17 protein-coding genes are annotated in these 17314 nt (G+C 62.3%); 7 read left to right on the forward strand and 10 right to left on the reverse strand.

All coding sequences use genetic code 11. From position 1 onward, the window contains the following. Nucleotides 1-216 precede the first annotated feature (216 nt). From BKY26_RS07805 to BKY26_RS07815, 3 genes are read right to left on the reverse strand one after another with little or no spacing between them, the layout of a single operon-like run. Nucleotides 217-657, reverse strand: a complete 441-nt coding sequence (locus tag BKY26_RS07805; RefSeq protein WP_071689840.1) for a DMT family transporter — start codon at nt 655-657, stop codon at nt 217-219. Between the two features lie 60 nt (nt 658-717). Then, nucleotides 718-1401 (reverse strand): hypothetical protein, encoded by a 684-nt coding sequence (locus tag BKY26_RS07810; protein ID WP_071689841.1) that lies wholly within the window; start codon nt 1399-1401, stop codon nt 718-720. Between the two features lie 53 nt (nt 1402-1454). Continuing rightward, nucleotides 1455-1874, reverse strand: coding sequence for a PaaI family thioesterase (locus BKY26_RS07815; RefSeq protein ID WP_071689842.1), 420 nt, complete (start codon nt 1872-1874; stop codon nt 1455-1457). Between the two features lie 218 nt (nt 1875-2092). On the opposite strand from BKY26_RS07815, the gene BKY26_RS07820 reads away from it, so the two are divergent. Beyond that, a complete protein-coding gene (locus tag BKY26_RS07820; protein ID WP_071689843.1) occupies nt 2093-2368 on the forward strand; it encodes a hypothetical protein in 276 nt (91 codons plus the stop codon). A gap of 60 nt (nt 2369-2428) precedes the next feature. Here the strand turns inward: BKY26_RS07820 and BKY26_RS07825 are convergent, their stop codons facing one another. The 4 genes from BKY26_RS07825 to parE all read right to left on the reverse strand — a co-directional run bounded on the left by BKY26_RS07825 (nt 2429) and on the right by parE (nt 6724). Next, the gene (locus BKY26_RS07825) at nt 2429-2965 is read right to left on the reverse strand and encodes a hypothetical protein (protein WP_071689844.1); all 537 of its coding nucleotides are present in this window, start codon (nt 2963-2965) and stop codon (nt 2429-2431) included. A 35-nt stretch (nt 2966-3000) separates the two neighbouring features. Beyond that, nucleotides 3001-3699 (reverse strand): DUF5765 domain-containing protein, encoded by a 699-nt coding sequence (locus BKY26_RS07830; RefSeq protein WP_071689845.1) that lies wholly within the window; start codon nt 3697-3699, stop codon nt 3001-3003. Nucleotides 3700-3989: 290 nt separating this feature from the next. Beyond that, a complete protein-coding gene (locus tag BKY26_RS07835) occupies nt 3990-4667 on the reverse strand; it encodes a restriction endonuclease (protein ID WP_158514315.1) in 678 nt (225 codons plus the stop codon). A gap of 95 nt (nt 4668-4762) precedes the next feature. Beyond that, the gene (gene parE / locus BKY26_RS07840) at nt 4763-6724 is read right to left on the reverse strand and encodes a DNA topoisomerase IV subunit B (protein WP_071689873.1); all 1962 of its coding nucleotides are present in this window, start codon (nt 6722-6724) and stop codon (nt 4763-4765) included. Nucleotides 6725-6940: 216 nt separating this feature from the next. On the opposite strand from parE, the gene ppk2 reads away from it, so the two are divergent. Then, nucleotides 6941-7870: a polyphosphate kinase 2 gene (gene ppk2, locus BKY26_RS07845; RefSeq protein WP_083431368.1), complete on the forward strand. Its 930-nt coding sequence runs from the start codon at nt 6941-6943 to the stop codon at nt 7868-7870. A 76-nt stretch (nt 7871-7946) separates the two neighbouring features. Here ppk2 and BKY26_RS07850 read toward each other — a convergent pair whose 3' ends face one another. Further along, nucleotides 7947-8393 (reverse strand): hypothetical protein, encoded by a 447-nt coding sequence (locus BKY26_RS07850; RefSeq protein WP_071689847.1) that lies wholly within the window; start codon nt 8391-8393, stop codon nt 7947-7949. A 192-nt stretch (nt 8394-8585) separates the two neighbouring features. On the opposite strand from BKY26_RS07850, the gene BKY26_RS07855 reads away from it, so the two are divergent. Further along, nucleotides 8586-9968 (forward strand): MATE family efflux transporter, encoded by a 1383-nt coding sequence (locus tag BKY26_RS07855; RefSeq protein ID WP_071689848.1) that lies wholly within the window; start codon nt 8586-8588, stop codon nt 9966-9968. Nucleotides 9969-9989: 21 nt separating this feature from the next. Here the strand turns inward: BKY26_RS07855 and BKY26_RS07860 are convergent, their stop codons facing one another. Beyond that, a complete protein-coding gene (locus BKY26_RS07860; RefSeq protein ID WP_071689849.1) occupies nt 9990-11375 on the reverse strand; it encodes a M20/M25/M40 family metallo-hydrolase in 1386 nt (461 codons plus the stop codon). 141 nt (nt 11376-11516) lie between these two features. Here BKY26_RS07860 and BKY26_RS07865 point away from each other — a divergent pair, with 141 nt between their 5' ends. From BKY26_RS07865 to ispG, 4 genes are all read left to right on the forward strand, one after another. Beyond that, nucleotides 11517-12101, forward strand: coding sequence for a hypothetical protein (locus BKY26_RS07865; RefSeq protein WP_071689850.1), 585 nt, complete (start codon nt 11517-11519; stop codon nt 12099-12101). A gap of 185 nt (nt 12102-12286) precedes the next feature. Further along, on the forward strand, nt 12287-13510 hold the full coding sequence (gene hemA / locus BKY26_RS07870; protein ID WP_071689851.1) for a 5-aminolevulinate synthase: 1224 nt from the start codon (nt 12287-12289) through the stop codon (nt 13508-13510). A 162-nt stretch (nt 13511-13672) separates the two neighbouring features. Beyond that, nucleotides 13673-14857 (forward strand): RodZ domain-containing protein, encoded by a 1185-nt coding sequence (locus BKY26_RS07875; protein ID WP_071689875.1) that lies wholly within the window; start codon nt 13673-13675, stop codon nt 14855-14857. 78 nt (nt 14858-14935) lie between these two features. Beyond that, complete coding sequence (ispG, locus tag BKY26_RS07880) at nt 14936-16060, forward strand: flavodoxin-dependent (E)-4-hydroxy-3-methylbut-2-enyl-diphosphate synthase (protein WP_071689852.1); 1125 nt, start codon at nt 14936-14938, stop codon at nt 16058-16060. Between the two features lie 207 nt (nt 16061-16267). Here the strand turns inward: ispG and BKY26_RS20635 are convergent, their stop codons facing one another. Continuing rightward, nucleotides 16268-17302, reverse strand: coding sequence for an amidohydrolase family protein (locus BKY26_RS20635; RefSeq protein WP_071689853.1), 1035 nt, complete (start codon nt 17300-17302; stop codon nt 16268-16270). Nucleotides 17303-17314 lie beyond the last annotated feature (12 nt).

The following is a 17314-nucleotide window of genomic DNA, read 5'->3' on the forward strand; positions in this document are numbered from 1 at the left end:
CCGCCGCAGAGGACGAGTGGCTGATGCTGGAGGACAAGGCCGGCGGCTAGGCGCGCCCGAGTCCCCGGCGCAGGAATTTTCTTGGAAGAAAATTGGGGGCGCTGCCCCCGTCGCTTCGCTCCTCCCCCGAGGTATTTTTGCCAAGATGAAAGTGGCTTTTCGTCTGCACGCCCGGTGTACGGGGGGTGCACAGGGGGTGTACAGGGGGCACCCCCCTTATCTGGCCGCCATCTGGGTCAGGGCGACGCCCGCGGCCATGACCAGAATGCCGCCCGCACGCATGAGGGTGAGCGGCGATTGCGCTGCCCCGAACAGGCCGAAATGGTCGATCATCGCGGCCGAGACGAGCTGGCCCAGAAGCACGAAGAAGACCGCGTTTCCGACCCCGAAATGGGGGGCCACATAGGTGATGGACAGCACGTAGAAGGCCACCAGAAGCCCAGCAAGAAACAGATGCCAGGGCTGGCCGGACAATCGGGTCAATGCCTGTGGCCCGGTCCCCAGCATGACCACGCAAGTCGCTGAAACAGCGACGATAAACAGGATGAAGGCAGCGGCGGCAGGGGATCCGATATTGGCCCCGAGCCGGGCGTTCAGCGCGGCCAGAAGCGGAATGCCGATGCCCGCGGCCAGCATGATCAGCGCGTGTTGGGTCATGTTTCTGCTCTCCTTCATCCGGCGCGCAGGCTGCGGCGGATCGTGAGGAAGCGCAAGGGGCTATGAGCAGATGCCGGGCAGTTCCGCGTCTTCCCATGGCAGCCGGATGTCGGGGCGGCTGATGCGGTCATTGATGGGTGTAAGGTTCAGATAAGGCTGAAGAATCTCTTCCAGTCTTTGGGTCCGCGCACCGCCCGGATCCAGCGCCCGGCAACAGACATATTCCTCGACCAGGCTGGCTTGCTGTTCGTATCCGTAACTGAGGAAATCGGGCGTTTCCGATGGCACATCAAAGAGGTAGGGATCATCGCTGACCCAGTGTTCCGACGCGCCGCGCAGCGGGTGGTAGCCGGTCACGGCCCGGTTTTGCCATTGCCAGATATGGGTCATCTCATGGGCAAAGAACATTGCCGCCACCAGCCGCAATTCATCCGGGTAGCCTGCCAGATAATCGTCCAGGTAATAGTCCGGCGTGACCCAGATGCGCCTGAATGTGGCGATTCCGGCCGCGCGGCTTTGAACGGTAAGCCCCTCTGGCGGCGGGAAAATCCGTTCCCGGCAGGTGACGCGCGGGCGCACGGGGCGGGTATGGCTGCGCAGGCCCACGAGGGGCATTTCAACGATGCGGATCGGGGCCGGATCAAGCCCGGGCTGAAGCTCTGCCATGAAGACGCGTTCGGCCTCGGTCAGGGGGCGGCCGCAGGCGGTCAGCAGAAGGAGAAGGGTGATGATCCAGCGCAGCATGATCCCAGCCTAGCCGATCTACGGGCCTTCGTCAGCACAGGGTAAACGCGCGGTCAGACCACGTAGAAGGTGGCCTGCGCCCGCGCCACGGGTTTGCCGGAGGGTTCGGCCACCATTTCCGCCTCGACAAAGGCCATGCTCTTGCCGGCCCGCACGATATCGGCCCGGCAGACGATCCAGTCACCGACGCCCGGACGCAGGAACTGGCAGGTGAAATTCGTGGTGGCGACCGGGCGGAACGATCCGAAGAAGCCGGCCGTTGCCAGGACCATCGTTGTATCGGCCATCGTCATCAGGGCCTGGCCCGAGATGATCCCGCCAACGCGGGTCAATCGGGCACTGTTGGGCATGCGCGAGATTGTGTGCGACTCACTCACCTCGGTCACATCCAATTGCAGATCGCGCACCCAATCGGCGAAATTCTCGCCAAGGAAGCGGTTCAGATCGGCAGGGGAAAGGGTAGGTGTGGTCATGGCGCGTGGCCCTTCTATGATCGTCAACTCAAGGCTAAGCCGCAGAGAATGCAGGGGCAATCCCCGAACGGTTATCCGATAGCGCAAAGCTGTTCTTGGCTGACGACGCGCCGATTTTGGATGACGGGGCCGGGTCTGTCAGGGTTTTCCTGTCGGCTCCTCCCAAACCCCCGGCGCAACCTGAAAACCCAATCACCCTGACCCAAGGAATTTGACCCATGAAGAAACCTGTTATGACCTTCCTCGCCGCGGCCCTGACGGCTGCCGCCATTGCCCCCGCCGCTTCGGCTGACATCATCGTGCTTGGCTCGCCCTTGCATGTGATCGAGGACGACGCAAAGCTGACGCCGCTGCCCGAGCCGCGCCCGCTGCCCTTCCCCTTCCCGGTGGTGCTGCCCATGCCGCGTCCGATCCCGATGCCGGACACCTGCCTGAGCTGCCCGCCCATGCCGCTGGAGTACACCCCGATCACGCGCACGGTGATCCTGCGCTGATCGGACAATCCTGACTTTGTCATGCTTCGCCCCGGGGTGTTCACGCGCCTCGGGGCTATTTCAGTCGACATCCCTGAGCCCGATGGACCGCCTCAGCGCATTCATCGCCTGCATATAAGCCTCGTCGATCTGGTAATCCGTGGGCAACTCGTCAGGGGCGAACATCGGCTCCCAACCCTCGTCCCAGTCATAGCCCGCATGCACCCGCCGGTCCCCCAGATCATGCGTCACCACCGCGCGGATTTTCGCGTCTTCGCCTTGCCCCGTGAAGGTATGGAAACAGAGCTGCATGAACTCGAAATGCCGCTGGTAGAAGTCTTCGGACAGCAGGTGGCGGTAGATATTCACCTCCCGGTCCAGCCGCCGCTTGGTGGCGATCATGTCGGGGGGAGAAATCTCCTTCCAATACCCCACCAGCCGCCGGAAACAGTAGATCCGGTTCATATCGGGCGCGATGCGGTCGTAGATCTCCAGCCGCTTGGCCAGGATGGGCCGGTTCTGCCACAGCGCCTTGTCGATGGAGGCAAGCCGCCAGATCAGCGCCCCCGCCAGACCGGCGAAGACAAGGGTAAACAGAACCTGCAACCAAGGGGCCATGGCATCCTCCCTGTCGTCACGCTAGCAGATGCGGGCTATGCCGTCACCGTCCGGCGTATCCACGGGGTGAGCGAGATCAGCACCAGACCGACGGAGAAGAGGCACCAGACCGCCGGCATCTCATTGGGATTGGCGGTGAGGGAGGCCGCGAGGATCGGGCCGAGCAACGCATGCACCAGCGCGAACCGCCATGCCCCGTAGAAGAGCGGGAAGATGAAGACCGCCAGCAGGTAATCGGGGAAGGGCACCCAATGTCGGAACACATCGCCCCCGAACCGTCCTGCGAAATCAGACAGCGGCATGTCCCAGGCAAGGTGCCATGTGCCGGACAGGGTGCACCATTGCGGCCCGCACAGCGTCGTGCCCGGCACGCACGGGCCAATCGAGGCCATCGGCACCATCCGCATCAGCAACAGGACCGAGATCACCGCCGTCAGCCCCATGATGGTCCGCCACATCCGGGCCGAGACACCCCCCATGATCGCCATGCCGAAGGCGTTGATGAAGAGAGGTTGCAGCGAGATATGGACGTAGCTGAGCAGCGCTGAGGCGCGGTTTCCGGTCAGCTCGCATTGGTCGATGGTCTGGTAGCCCCAGACCTGCAGCGCCTCCATCGAGGCGAAAAAGGCCAGCGTGATCGGGATCGCGGGCGGGTCACCGCGTGTCCAGGTGACGACCGTTGCGGCGGCGCCGACGCCCACCATGGCCAGACTGGCCCCTTCGCTCCAGCACATCGGCTGCCCCCCCGCTTGTGTGCGTCAACTGTTGCGGGTTGCGGGGGAGTGGTCAAGGGAAAGGGTGGAGCTGTGCCCCCGGTGCGGACTCAAGGCGAAGCCGCCGCGCCATCGCCGACGCGCCCCCACGCGGAGGCGATTTGGGTAGGGTTAGACGAGACGGAGAGGGAGCGCGGATGTGGCAGCCATAAAGCGCGAGTCAAAAGGTCAGGATCGCCCCCGCGCGCGTCGTCGATGGCTCGGTTGGTCGCCCTGATCAACCACTATATCCCACCTATCCCGTAATGCTATTAGAGAAATAATTCGTTGAACTGACTTATCGCCGAAGCTTCAATTAGTTTGGTTCCGGTTGACTGAGCCAACTCAGTTGCTGATCTGGTAAAGCCACAAGTTGCAATGACACAATAATCTGTGGCGCCCACAAATGTCGCGGCGGCAAAAACTTCCTGAACACAGGAATTGCCAACCGGTTTGGAGAACCGTTTGCACTGAATGGCAACAACTTTTTCTCCATAGCTGGCTATAATGTCAACGCCTTGATCTCCAGATGCAGTCGTTACTGTGCAGTTCCAGCCAAGGCGCTCGATTTCTTTAGCACACCAGTATTCGAACTCAATTGGATCGACTGGGGCTTCACTTTTGTCGGAAATCCCATTCAGAAGCTTCTGCAGTTCGCGTTGCGCAAAGTATATTGTGTCCTCATCAGGAGGGATATTGGGAAGGCAAACTCGAAGAAACTCCTCTGCCTCATGTTTTATAAAGCTTTCGTCAAGATCTCCATACTTATTAATGGATTTGTTCCTTGCGGTTGCAATAATGGTAATCAGCTTTGCGCGCCGTTTTTCCATCTCTTCTTTTATTGATTTCTCACGACTAATTCTAACCGCTTCTTTTATTATTTTTCTTCGTTCACTTTTTGAAAACTCAGTGCCAGGGCGATCCGCTTTTAGGTCATGCCCTACGCTCATAGTGAATGGTTTGTGTCGTGTTCCACTCGCGCTTCCGTTCTTCCCTGAAAAGAATCTAGATAGCCAAGACAACATAGCAATGCGCCTCTAAGCGTTCAAACATCCAACTCCTCCACAAACCGCGCGTTCTCCTGGATATACTGGAAGCGCAGTTCCGGTTTCTTGCCCATCAGGCGTTCCACCAGGTCTCCGGTTTCACCCGGCACCTCGTCGTCAATCGACACGCGGATCAGTTTGCGCTGCTCGGGGTCCATCGTGGTTTCCTTTAGGTCCTTGGCGTCCATCTCGCCCAGGCCTTTGAAGCGGCTGACGTCGATCTTGCCCTTGCCGCCGAGCCCCTTGGCGAGCCACGCGTCCCGCTCCGCCTCATCCAGGCAATAGACGCGGCGCGACCCTTGCGTCAGGCGATACAAGGGCGGGCAGGCCAGATAGAGATGCCCGTGGTCAATCATGGGCCGCATCTGGGTGAAGAAGAAGGTCATCAAGAGCGAGGCGATATGGGCGCCGTCCACATCCGCGTCGGTCATGATGATGATCTTGTCATAGCGCAGATCGTCGATGTTGAACTTGGTCCCTACGCCGACGCCCATGGCCTGACACAGATCGTTGATCTCGGCATTGGTGGAAATCTTGGACCCCGCCGCGCCGAGGACGTTGAGGATCTTGCCGCGCAAGGGCAGCAGCGCCTGCGTTTTCCGATCCCGCGCCATTTTCGCCGATCCGCCCGCCGAGTCGCCCTCGACAATGAACAGCTCTGTCCCCTCGCGGTTTGAATTGGAACAATCCACCAGCTTGCCGGGCAGGCGCAGCCGCTTGGTGGCGGATTTGCGTTGCGTTTCCTTCTCCTGCCGTCGGCGCAGACGTTCCTCCGCGCGCAGCACCAGGAAATCGAGGATCGCGCCCGCGGCCTTGGTGTCGGCGGCCAGCCAATTGTCGAAATGGTCGCGCACGGCGTTTTCAACGAGCCTTTGTGCCTCGGTGGTGGCGAGGCGATCCTTGGTCTGGCCGACAAACTCGGGTTCCCGGATGAAGCAGCTGACCAGCGCGCAGCCCCCGGTGATCAGATCGTCACGGGTGATCTGCGCGGCCTTCTTGTTGCCGACCAGTTCCCCATAAGCGCGGATGCCTTTCAGCACGGCGGCCCAGAACCCGGCCTCATGCGTGCCGCCCTCGGGCGTGGGGACGGTGTTACAATAGGACTGGATGAACCCGTCGCGGGACGGCGTCCAATTGATCGCCCATTCCACCTTGCCCGGCGTGTTGAACCGTTCCTTGAAATCGACCAGGCCCGCGAAGGGCTGATCGGCGTAGGTGGAGGCCCCCCCGAGCGTTTCCTTGAGGTAATCGGCCAGACCGCCGGGGAAATGGAAGGTGGCCTCCAGCGGCGTGTCCCCGTCCTCGATGGCCGATTTCCAGCGGATTTCCACGCCAGAGAAGAGATAGGCCTTGGAGCGAACCATTTTCAGCAGCCGCGCGGGTTTGAACCGGTGATGGCCGAAGATCTGTTCGTCGGGGTGGAAGGTCACGGTGGTGCCGCGCCGGTTGGGGGCGGCGCCGATGGCCTGAACCGGGCCTTGCGGGATGCCGCGCGAGAACTCCTGCGCGAAAAGCTCGCGGTTGCGCGCGACCTCGACCCGCAGGTGATCGGAAAGCGCATTCACGACAGACGCGCCAACCCCGTGCAACCCGCCCGAGGTTTCATAGCTGTCGCCCGAGAATTTGCCGCCTGCGTGAAGAGTGCACAGGATCACCTCCAGCGCGGACTTGTCGGGGAATTTGGGATGCGGGTCCACCGGCATGCCGCGACCGTTGTCGCGGATGGTGATGGAATGATCGCCATGCAGTTCCACCTCGATGCGGCTGGCATGACCGGCCACGGCCTCATCCATGGAGTTGTCGAGGATTTCGGCCACCAGATGATGCAAGGCACGCTCATCGGTGCCACCGATATACATGCCGGGGCGTTTGCGGACAGGCTCCAACCCCTCCAGAATCTCGATCGAAGAGGCGTCATAGCCCCCATTGTCCACCGCAGGGGAAAGAAGATCGTCGGCCATGCCCATCTGCTCTTTGCTTTGTGCTTTTGATTGGCTGGCAGGGTATCGCAGGGGCGGGGCAGCCGACAAGGGGCAACGCAGGATTTTGTGGGGCAGGGGGTGCGGGCCACTATCCACGGGTTTTCCGATGTTTTGTGTCAGTTTCTTGACACCGATCAAGGCGCCTTGCCGCGATCCGTGCCAGACGATGCGCAGGACAATCAGAAGGAGACCGCAATGACCGCACCCGCAGCCACCGACGCCCAGATCGAAGCCGGACAGACCAACGGGGCCGACAAGGGCTTTCCCACGGTGACCACGGATGACATTCGCCATGCGTTCGAAACCGGCGAGTACCCCTATTCCGACAAGCTGCCGCGCAAGGCCTACGAGGCCGAGAAGGCGCGCATTCAGGCGGAGCTTCTGAAAGTTCAGCTATGGGCGCAGGACACGGGACAGAAATTCGTGATCCTGTTCGAGGGCCGGGACGCGGCGGGCAAGGGCGGCACGATCAAGCGGTTTACCGAACACCTGAACCCGCGTTTTGCCCGCGTCGTGGCGTTGAATAAACCCACGGACGAGGAACGCGGCCAGTGGTTCTTTCAACGTTATATCAACCACCTGCCAACCTCGGGCGAAATGGTGTTCTATGACCGCAGCTGGTACAATCGCGCGGGCGTGGAACGCGTCATGGGATTCTGCGAGCCGCATGAATATCTTGAATTCATGCGCCAGACCCCGGATCTGGAACGGATGCTGGTGCGCTCGGGCATCCGGCTTTACAAATACTGGTTCTCGGTCACTCAGGAAGAACAGCGCGCCCGGTTTGCCAGCCGCGAAACCGACCCGCTGAAGCAGTGGAAGCTGAGCCCGATCGACAAGGCGAGCCTTGGCAAATGGGACGCCTATACCGAGGCGAAGGAAGCGATGTTCTTTTACACCGACACCGCAGATGCGCCCTGGACGATCATCAAGTCGAACGACAAGAAGCGGGCGCGCCTAAATACGATGCGTCATTTCCTGTCGACGCTGGACTATCCCGGCAAGGACCATGACATCGCGCAGGCGCCCGATCCGCTGATCGTGGGCCATGCCAGTCATGTGATCCATGCCTCGGACCATATCCTGGGGGCGTCCCTACACCCTGATCAGCGGCGCGACCGCTGACCGAAGAAACGGCGCCCGTTCGGGGCGCCGTTTCCTTCAGACCAGACCGATCCGGGGCAGACAGATGGGGCGTGGCCTAGTAGGTCGAGACCAGATTGACGTCATCCGCACTGATAATATTGCGCTGCACGCCGACGCTGGCCATGGCGACGAGCAGGGCAATATCCTCATCTGAGAGATCGCCATCGTTATAAGCCAGAATGCCTTCCTCGATCCCGGTCAGGATCGTGGCGTTGGTCATGGCGTTGGCGATGTCGAACATGCTTTCCGCGCCGTCTTCGTCGATCACGCCGGCATCGTAGAGCGCGTTGAAATGCGCGGAATGGAACACAACGAACGCATCGCTGACCTGCTGCGTCCGAAGTTGCGCTTCCAGATCCGAGGCGAGCGAGGAAATCCCGTCCTCGATCATCGCCGTCGCAGCCAGTGCCATACCGGCAACCGCAGCGGTCAGAACCGTCCAGTCCACCGAAACGGCACCACTTTCGGACGTCAGGAAATTATGCCAACTTTCGTGTTGCATTCTTGTTTCTTCTGCTCGCTGTTTACGCAGATGCTTATCTCGTCAAAAAATGTGGCGTGAATGTGGCGCAGAGGGGGGTAAGCTAAGCAACAATGCGGTTCCAATCTGGAAACGTGTACCCACTTTATCGGGTATTTTCAAATAATTACAAAGCCGCTTGTCAAGAGGCCTTGTCGCAGAAGAGTACCAGCAATGACACCTTTTCGCCATCACCTAGGGGCTGTTTTTTTGCTTGGTCTTCCCCTGGCGGGCAGCCATCTTGCCCAATTGTCCATCGGGATCACCGACACGGTCATGTTGGGATGGTATGGCGTCAGCGAACTGGCTGCGCAATCCCTGGCGTCCTCGTATTTCTTCGTGGTGTTCCTGCTTGGGTCCGGATTCGGCATTGCCGTCATGCCCATGGTGGCCGCCGCGATCGCCAATGAAGACAGAACGCAGGTGCGCCGGGTCACGCGCATGGGCCTGTGGCTGTCCTGTCTCATCGGATGTGCCTCGATGCCGCTGTTCTGGTTCAGCGGCCCGATCTTCGTGGCGCTCGGGCAGGCGCCTGAGCTGTCGCAATTGATGCAGGATTATCTGCGCATCGCGGGCTGGTCGATGCCGCTGTTCCTGCTTGCCGTGGTGTTCAAAAGCCACCTGTCAGCGCTTGGTCACACCCAGATCGTGCTGTGGGCGACTTTGGCCGGGACGGCGGTGAATATCGGGTTCAACTGGGTGCTCATCTTCGGCAATCTCGGCGCGCCCGAACTGGGGATCCGGGGCGCGGCCATCGCGTCGCTTGGCACCAATGCGCTGATCCTGGTGTTGCTCGGCGCCTATGCGGCGCTGGCGCGGGACTTGCGGGGCTATACCATCCTGGCCCGGCTCTGGCGGCCGGACTGGGGCGCGTTTGGCGAGGTGTTTCGCCTCGGGATGCCGATCGGGCTGACGATGCTGGCCGAAAGCGGCCTGTTCACGGCAAGCGCCATCATGATGGGCTGGATCGGGGAAGAGGCGCTGGCCGCCCATGGCATCGCCGTGTCCATCGCGGCGGCAACCTTCATGGTGCATCTGGGCCTGAGCTCTGCCGCGACGGTGCGCGCGGGCTATGCTTGGGGTCGCAAGGATCTGCCCAACCTGCGCATGGGGGCGCTGGCCGCACTGGTTCTGTCGCTTGGCATGGTGGCGATCACCATCGCGGCGTTCCTCGGCATTCCCGAACTGCTGATCGGCCTGTTCCTCGACCCGGCAGAACCCAACCGGGCAGCCCTGATCGCCACCGGCACGGTGCTGCTGGCCACGGCGGCGCTGTTTCAGCTGGCCGATGCGGTGCAGGTCATGGCGCTTGGCTTCCTGCGCGGGGTGCAGGACACGAAGCGCCCCATGATCTACGCGGTGGTCAGCTACTGGGGGATCGGTGTGCCGGCGAGCTATGTGCTCGGCTTTCCGCTTGGATTGGAGGGGGTTGGCATCTGGCTTGGCCTGGCCCTTGGGCTGTCGGTGGCGGCGGTCCTGATGATGACCCGGTTCTGGACGGGGCCTGCGCGGTCTGCCCTTGCCTTCGTGCCGGACACGCCCCCGCCCGACGCCTGAGCACCGGGCAGGGGCAGGGGGTCAGCGCGTCAGCGCATGCAGGATCCGCGCCCAGGACCGGATGCCCTTGTGAAAGCTGTCGAGGTCATATTTCTCGTTCGGGGAATGGATCGCGTCATCGTCATTGGCAAAGCCCGTCAGCAGCGCATCCATGCCGAGCACGTCCTTGAAGAACCCGGCAATCGGGATCGACCCGCCCATGCCGATGAAGACCGCCTCGCGGCCCCATTCATCGGACAGCGCCTGCCGGGCCTTTTCGAACTCGGGCCGGTTCACGTTCATCACCGGCGCGGGGGAGCCTTCAAGATCCTGGTTCCACTCCACGCTCAGATCGGGGCCAAGCCGGTCGGCCACATGCTTGCGGATCTTCACGCGCAGCGCATCGGGGTCCATGTCGCCCACCAGACGGCAGGTGATCTTGCAATGCGCCTGTGAGGGGATGACGGTCTTGGTCCCGGCCCCCTGATAGCCGCCCCACATGCCGTTCACCTCCAGCGTCGGGCGCGCCCATTGCTTTTCGAGGCAGGAATAGCCCTGTTCGTAATGGGACACGGTATAACCCGCCTCGGCCAGATAGTCGGCCTCGTCGAAGCCCGACATGTTCCATTGGCGCAGGATATCCTCGGGCACCTCATGGACGCCCTCATAGAACCCCTCGACCGCCACGGCCCCGGTCTCGGGATCATAGAAGCTGTCCACGATCCGCGCCATTTCCCGCAGCGGGTTGAGGCCCGGTCCGCCGTAATGGCCCGAATGCAGGTCGATGCGGGGGCCAGTCAGGGTGAATTCATCCTTCAGCATCCCGCGCAGCTGCGTGGGGATCGAGGGCACGCCGGGCGCGACCATGGAGGTGTCACAGATCAGCGCGATATCGGCGGTCAGTTCCGCCGCGTTTTCCTGCATGAAGGGCACCAGCGAGGGTGAGCCCGATTCCTCCTCGCCCTCGAAGAAAAGCGTGATCTTGCCCGGCAGGCTGCCATGCACCGTCTTCCATGCGCGGCAGGCCTCGACAAAGGTCATCAGCTGCCCCTTGTCGTCAGACGCCCCGCGTCCTCGGATGACCTTGCCTTTGGGGGTGTCTTCAATGGCCGGTTCAAAGGGCGGGGTGTTCCAGAGGTTGAGAGGATCGACCGGCTGCACGTCGTAGTGGCCATAGAACAGCAGATGCGGCCCGTCGGCATCGGCATTGACATGCGCCACGACCATCGGGCGGCCCGGTGTCAGCCGCTTGGTGGCGTCAAAGCCCAGGCTCTTCAGATCCACGACCAGCCAATCGGCGGCCCGGTCGCAATCGTCGTTGTAGGCGGGATCGGTCGAGATGGAGGGGATTCGCAGCAGATCCATCAACCGGTCGGTGGCGTCCTCCAGGTTTTCGTCAATGCGGGCAAGAACGGCGTCGAGCGACATGGGGGATTCCTTTCACATTCGCGTGTTGGGGCGGAGCCTATCAGCCCGCCCGGCGCTGTCCAGATGTTGCCGAAGGGCAGGGGACACGGTATTCCCTGTTAAGGTTTCAGACATCCGACCCAAAGAGAGCGGAGTTATTTCATGCGCGCGATATCCTTCCTTCGATCCTCGGGCCTTGCCCTTGCCATCGCGGCCACCGGGCTGCCTGCGCTTGCACAGGACCTGCCGAACCTGCGCGAGGCGCGGCGACTGGTCTTTGCCGAACGCGGGGCCGTCGAGGTGGAGGTGATCGACCATGACAGCCTGTCGGATACCGACCGGGCCATTCTGCAATCTCCGCAACTGTCCGGCGCGGTCAGCTATTACGGCGCGATCGCCATTGCACCCGGCATGGGGCTGGCCTCCGAGGCGACAGTTGCCGCCGCCAATTTCCATGACGAAGAGAATGCGCGCCGCGTCGCCCTGGAGGGCTGCGAAGCGCAGCGCAGCTCTGGCCCGTCCTGCATCGTGGTCATGGTGGTGCGCCCGGAGGGCTGGGAACCGGGCCGCGGTCTGCAACTGAATACCGAGGCCACCGCTGCCCTGCGCGGCGAGTATCGCCGCCTTGGCCGGTCGCGTGCCATGGCCATTTCCGAGGCAACCGGGCAGTGGGGAATCGGGGCAGACGAGGAAACAGCCGTCGCCAATTGTGGACAGGATGACTGCCGCGTTGTTGTCCAGAACTGATCTTGCAGCCGCTCCGTTGATCCATGTCAAAGTAACCCGCGCGTCAATTTGTAACTTGCGAGGGGAGGGCCTCAGGGCCTAGATCACCCAAATCTTCGGGCATTCAAGGAAACGCATCCGTCCGAAGCCTTGCCAGCCGTGTCTTTCGGGCCCCCGCGAACGGGTCCGGAAAAAGGAGACCGCCAGTGAACTACGATGCCGCGCTTGATGCCGCCCTGAACCGCCTGCACGAAGAAGGGCGTTACCGGACCTTCATTGATATTGAGCGCCGTCGCGGTCAGTTCCCCCATGCGGTCTGGAAAAAGCCCGATGGCAGCGAACAGGATATCACCGTCTGGTGCGGCAACGATTATCTGGGCATGGGCCAGCATCCTGTTGTTCTGGAGGCGATGCACAAGGCGCTGGAAGATACCGGTGCAGGCTCTGGCGGCACCCGCAATATCTCCGGCACCACGGTCTATCACAAGGAGTTGGAGGCGGAGCTCTCTGACCTTCACCAGAAGGAGGCCGCGCTGCTCTTCACCTCGGCCTATATTGCCAATGACGCGACGCTCAGCACGCTGCCCAAGCTGTTTCCGGGCCTCATCATCTATTCCGATGCGCTGAACCATGCCTCGATGATCGAAGGCGTGCGCCGCAATGGCGGGGCCAAGCGCATCTTCCGCCACAACGACGTGGCCCATCTGCGCGAGCTGCTGGAGGCCGACGATCCGGCAGTGCCGAAGGTGATCGCGTTCGAGTCGATCTATTCCATGGATGGCGATTTCGGCCCCATCGAAGAGATCTGCGATCTGGCAGACGAATTCGGCGCTCTGACCTATCTCGACGAGGTGCACGCGGTCGGCATGTACGGCCCCCGTGGCGCTGGCGTGGCCGAGCGTGACAACCTTATGCACCGCATCGACATCATCAATGGCACCTTGGGCAAGGCCTTTGGCGTGCATGGCGGCTATATCGCGGCCAGCGAAAAAATGTGTGATGCCGTAAGATCTTACGCGCCGGGCTTCATCTTCACCACCTCTTTGCCGCCGGTCGTGGCGGCAGGGGCGGCGGCTTCGGTCCGGCATCTGAAAACCGACCAGGCGCTGCGGGATCTGCACCAGGAACGCGCCAAGGTGCTGAAGCTGCGCCTCAAGGGCATGGGCCTCCCGATCATCGACCATGGCAGTCACATCGTGCCGGTCATGGTGGGCGATCCCGTCCATACCAAGAAAATCTCGGACATGCTGCTGTCGGACTACGGCATCTACGTGCAGCCGATCAATTTCCCGACCGTTCCACGCGGAACGGAACGTCTGCGCTTTACCCCGTCGCCGGTCCATGATCCCAAGATGCTGGATGGTCTTGTCCGGGCGATGGACGCGCTGTGGAACCACTGTGCGCTGAATCGTGCCGAAATGAGTGCCTGACGCAAGTTCCGCAGGTGCAAAATAACCTCATGTTGTGTTAACACGCTCCTAAGACCGGCGATTTTGGGGAATCACCGGGATGGAATGGGGATGTCTTCGGTCGGTAGATCGGAAAACCGTCAAAGACCTTAGGCGAAACGCGGGGCACAGGGCCGCATGGGCATGAACACAGACACGTCGAAGGATGGCAGCTTGCCATTTGACGAGCTTGATACGCTTGACGTGCCTTTGGGTGACCTGATGCGCGGGGAACGCGCGACGCTTGGCAAATCCCTTCTGGATGTGGAAAGAGAGCTGAAGATCAAGGCCTCTCACATTGCCGCCATTGAAAACGCCGATCTCTCCGTCTTTGCCACCAAGGGCTTCGTGGCCGGTTACGTGCGCTCCTACGCGCGTTATCTCGGCATGGACCCGGAATGGACCTTCCGCCGCTTCAGCGCCGAAGCCGGGTTCCATGGCGTTCACGGGGATTCCGCGGCACAGGCCCGTGGGGCAAAACGCGCCTTTGGCGATGCCCCCAAGCGCCTGAATCCCAATGATGTGATGTCCACCGCCCGCGTGTCTTTCGCCCCCGAGCGCGAAAGCATGTTCAGCCGTCTGGAACCGGGCGCGCTTGGCTCTGCTGCCGTGCTGATCGCGCTTGTTGGCGTCATCGGCTACGGCGCATGGTCGGTGCTGACGGAAATCCAGCGGGTGCAGTTCGTTCCCGTGGACGAGGCCCCGCAGACCGTTGCGGCGCTTGACCCGGTCGAAGCAGCCGGTGTCATGTCGATGGCGCAAACGGAACTGCCCGACGCCACCACGCCGCGCCTGCCCACGGTCGACCCCATTGACCGGCTATATCGCCCGCAAGCGCTGGACACCCCCGTCCTGACCCCACGGGACGAGGCGATTGCCACGCTCGACCCCGATGCGGTCGGAGAATTCGCGCAAACCCCCGGCCTTGCCCGGCCAAATGCGCCCGAAGACAGCTTTGAACTGGCGGGTGCCGTTCAGGTGACCGAGGCCCCGACGGCCGACGAGGTGGTGCTGTTTGCCGTGCGCCCGTCCTGGATCCGCGTGAGTTCGGCCTCCGGCACGGTGCTGTTCGAAGGCACGCTCGATGCGGGTGACAGCTATACCCTGCCCGAAGGGGCCGATCTGCCAACCCTGCGCGCAGGGAATTCCGGCTCGCTCTATTTCGCCGTGAATGGCGTGACGCTTGGCCCCGCCGGTCCCGGCACCTCGATCGCGCGCGACGTGGTGCTGACCGCCGATGCGCTGTCCGACAATTACGTGATGGCCGATGCTGCAGCCGACCCCGACCTGCCGCGTGTCGCGGCGCTGGTCCTGTCTGGCGACAACTGACGCACCCCCGTTGCCGTGCCCGGACACAGGGGCTATCTGACAGGCACAAGCGTTTGATCAGGCCCGAGGCAGACTGACATGTCCCACAATCCCATTCGCCCCTGGCGCAATATCGACCGCCGCGAAAGCCGCCGCATCATGGTGGGGAATGTGCCTGTGGGGGGCGGTGCGCCGATCTCCGTTCAGACAATGACCAACACGTTGACCACGGATGTGGCGGGCACCATCGCGCAGGTGCAGGCCTGTGCCGAGGCGGGGGCCGATATCGTGCGAGTCTCTGTGCCCGATCAGGCGTCTTCCATAGCATTGAAAGAGATCGTCGCGGAAAGCCCGGTGCCGATCGTGGCAGACATCCATTTCCACTATAAACGCGGAATCGAAGCGGCAGAGGCTGGCGCGGCCTGCCTGCGGATCAACCCGGGCAATATTGGCGATGCCAGCCGCGTGGCCGAGGTGGTGAAGGCCGCCCGCGACCACAATTGTTCGATCCGTATCGGGGTGAATGCCGGGTCTCTGGAAAAGCACCTGCTGGATAAGTATGGCGAACCATGCCCCGACGCGATGATCGAGAGCGGGCTAGACCATATCCGCATCCTGCAGGATCATGATTTCCACGAATTCAAGATCAGCGTGAAGGCGTCCGACGTCTTCATGGCCGCCGCCGCCTATCAGGGGCTGGCAGAGGCCACGGACGCGCCCATTCACCTTGGCATCACCGAGGCGGGCGGGCTGACGACCGGCACCGTGAAATCCGCCATCGGGCTTGGCAACCTCCTGTGGATGGGCATCGGCGACACGCTGCGCGTGAGCCTCTCGGCCGATCCGGTCGAGGAGGTGAAGGTGGGCTACGAGATCCTCAAGGCGCTCGGGTTGCGGCACCGGGGGGTCAACATCATCTCCTGCCCGTCCTGCGCGCGGCAGGGGTTTGACGTGATCAAGACGGTGGAGCTGCTGGAGGACCGGCTGGCCCATATCAAGACGCCGATGAGCCTGTCCATCATCGGCTGCGTCGTGAACGGCCCCGGTGAGGCGCTTCTGACCGATGTGGGCTTCACCGGTGGCGGGGCCGGGTCGGGGATGGTTTATCTTGACGGCAAGCAGGCCCATAAGCTGGCCAATGACGGCATGGTCGATCACATCGTCGAGCAGGTGGAACGCAAGGCTGCCCAGATTGAAGCCGCCCGCGCCGACGCGGCGGAATGACCTGCGCTTAACCTTTTCTTCGTCTTGTGCTGTCAGGCTGAGCCGGGCTCCGGTCAGCCCCTGCCGCGATGTTTGGGTGCGGTGCGACAGGGGCTGTCCTTCAGTGCCTTCGGCAGTCGGATCGCTTGGGCACGTGAAGAAGAGTACGGTAAGAATTCTTGCGAAAGGGTTAACAGCACCTGCGTGGTATTGGCGCGCAGCGGGCGATCACTCCGCGGCCAATGGAATGGGGTGCCCCGGTTGCCCGAAACGCGCCGCCAGATCCCGCGTCGCAAAACACAGGCGACCCTTTGCGATGGTGGCCACAACCGCGCGGGTGGTTTCATCGACTATCGCCAGATCGGCCCGTTTGCCGTGTTCCAGCGTGCCGCGATCGGCCAAACCGATGATCTCGGCCGGTTTGGACGAGATCAGCGCCCATGCGGCGGGCAGGTCTTTCAGCGCGCCATTGGCCAGAACCCAGGCTGCTTGGGCCATTCCATGGGGCGCGCCATTTGACACAAGCGCGTCGCAAAGCCCCTGCGCCACCAACCGGGCCGTTCCGGCCGATTCACCGATGCCCGCGGAAGGGCAAAGATCCCCGGCGGAGACAAGCACGCAATCGCCCATGGCACGCGCTGTGGCCGCCGCGGCCCGGCTGCGTGGCAATTCCGCAATCCACGCCCCGAGCATCCGGTAGTATTCCCGTGTTTCGGCATCGGCATCGCCGAGGCTGCCATAGGGAATGCCAAGCGAGTCGAGACATTCCGCCATCTGGCAGAGATCGCGGGGAAAAATGGGGGCGCCGGAATCTGCCGCAGTCGTCCGAGCGCGGGAGGTGAACGAGGCAAGGTCCAGACGACGTTCTTCCAGCCGCCGCAGCCGGTCCGGGCCGAGACGCGCATCCGGCGACAGGATCAGCTTGGCCCGCAGGTCGATCCCGCCGCGAATGACGGCCAGCCTGTCCAGAACATGCTCGATCAGCGGTTCCTTGTCGGACGGAACGGTCAGCCAGGCCGTTGTGATGCCCTGTGCGGCCAGACGAGACTTGATTGCCGGCAATGCGCCGATCCGCAACGGTTCGGGCAGGGCCAAATGCAGGTCGACGATGCCGGGCAGCACCAGGTATCCGCTCAGGTCGACCTCGGGCAGGGGGCCCTTGGTGATCCGCCCGCGCGCAAGCCCGAGCGACCGGCGCTGAAGCTGGCCACTACGCAAGATCCGGGCGCCGGTCAGGCGCAGGGGCGGCAGGTAGAGAGACATTGTGAAGACCGC

Source organism: Nioella sediminis, assembly GCF_001879695.1.
Taxonomy (GTDB): domain Bacteria; phylum Pseudomonadota; class Alphaproteobacteria; order Rhodobacterales; family Rhodobacteraceae; genus Nioella; species Nioella sediminis.

Coding starts and splice junctions, on each gene's coding strand:
- BKY26_RS07805 (WP_071689840.1), bottom strand. CDS start 657: ATGACCCAACACGCGCTGATCATGCTGGCCGCGGGCATCGGCATTCCG.
- BKY26_RS07810 (WP_071689841.1), bottom strand. CDS start 1,401: ATGCTGCGCTGGATCATCACCCTTCTCCTTCTGCTGACCGCCTGCGGC.
- BKY26_RS07815 (WP_071689842.1), bottom strand. CDS start 1,874: ATGACCACACCTACCCTTTCCCCTGCCGATCTGAACCGCTTCCTTGGC.
- BKY26_RS07820 (WP_071689843.1), top strand. CDS start 2,093: ATGAAGAAACCTGTTATGACCTTCCTCGCCGCGGCCCTGACGGCTGCC.
- BKY26_RS07825 (WP_071689844.1), bottom strand. CDS start 2,965: ATGGCCCCTTGGTTGCAGGTTCTGTTTACCCTTGTCTTCGCCGGTCTG.
- BKY26_RS07830 (WP_071689845.1), bottom strand. CDS start 3,699: ATGTGCTGGAGCGAAGGGGCCAGTCTGGCCATGGTGGGCGTCGGCGCC.
- BKY26_RS07835 (WP_158514315.1), bottom strand. CDS start 4,667: ATGAGCGTAGGGCATGACCTAAAAGCGGATCGCCCTGGCACTGAGTTT.
- parE (WP_071689873.1), bottom strand. CDS start 6,724: ATGGCCGACGATCTTCTTTCCCCTGCGGTGGACAATGGGGGCTATGAC.
- ppk2 (WP_083431368.1), top strand. CDS start 6,941: ATGACCGCACCCGCAGCCACCGACGCCCAGATCGAAGCCGGACAGACC.
- BKY26_RS07850 (WP_071689847.1), bottom strand. CDS start 8,393: ATGCAACACGAAAGTTGGCATAATTTCCTGACGTCCGAAAGTGGTGCC.
- BKY26_RS07855 (WP_071689848.1), top strand. CDS start 8,586: ATGACACCTTTTCGCCATCACCTAGGGGCTGTTTTTTTGCTTGGTCTT.
- BKY26_RS07860 (WP_071689849.1), bottom strand. CDS start 11,375: ATGTCGCTCGACGCCGTTCTTGCCCGCATTGACGAAAACCTGGAGGAC.
- BKY26_RS07865 (WP_071689850.1), top strand. CDS start 11,517: ATGCGCGCGATATCCTTCCTTCGATCCTCGGGCCTTGCCCTTGCCATC.
- BKY26_RS07875 (WP_071689875.1), top strand. CDS start 13,673: ATGAACACAGACACGTCGAAGGATGGCAGCTTGCCATTTGACGAGCTT.
- ispG (WP_071689852.1), top strand. CDS start 14,936: ATGTCCCACAATCCCATTCGCCCCTGGCGCAATATCGACCGCCGCGAA.
- BKY26_RS20635 (WP_071689853.1), bottom strand. CDS start 17,302: ATGTCTCTCTACCTGCCGCCCCTGCGCCTGACCGGCGCCCGGATCTTG.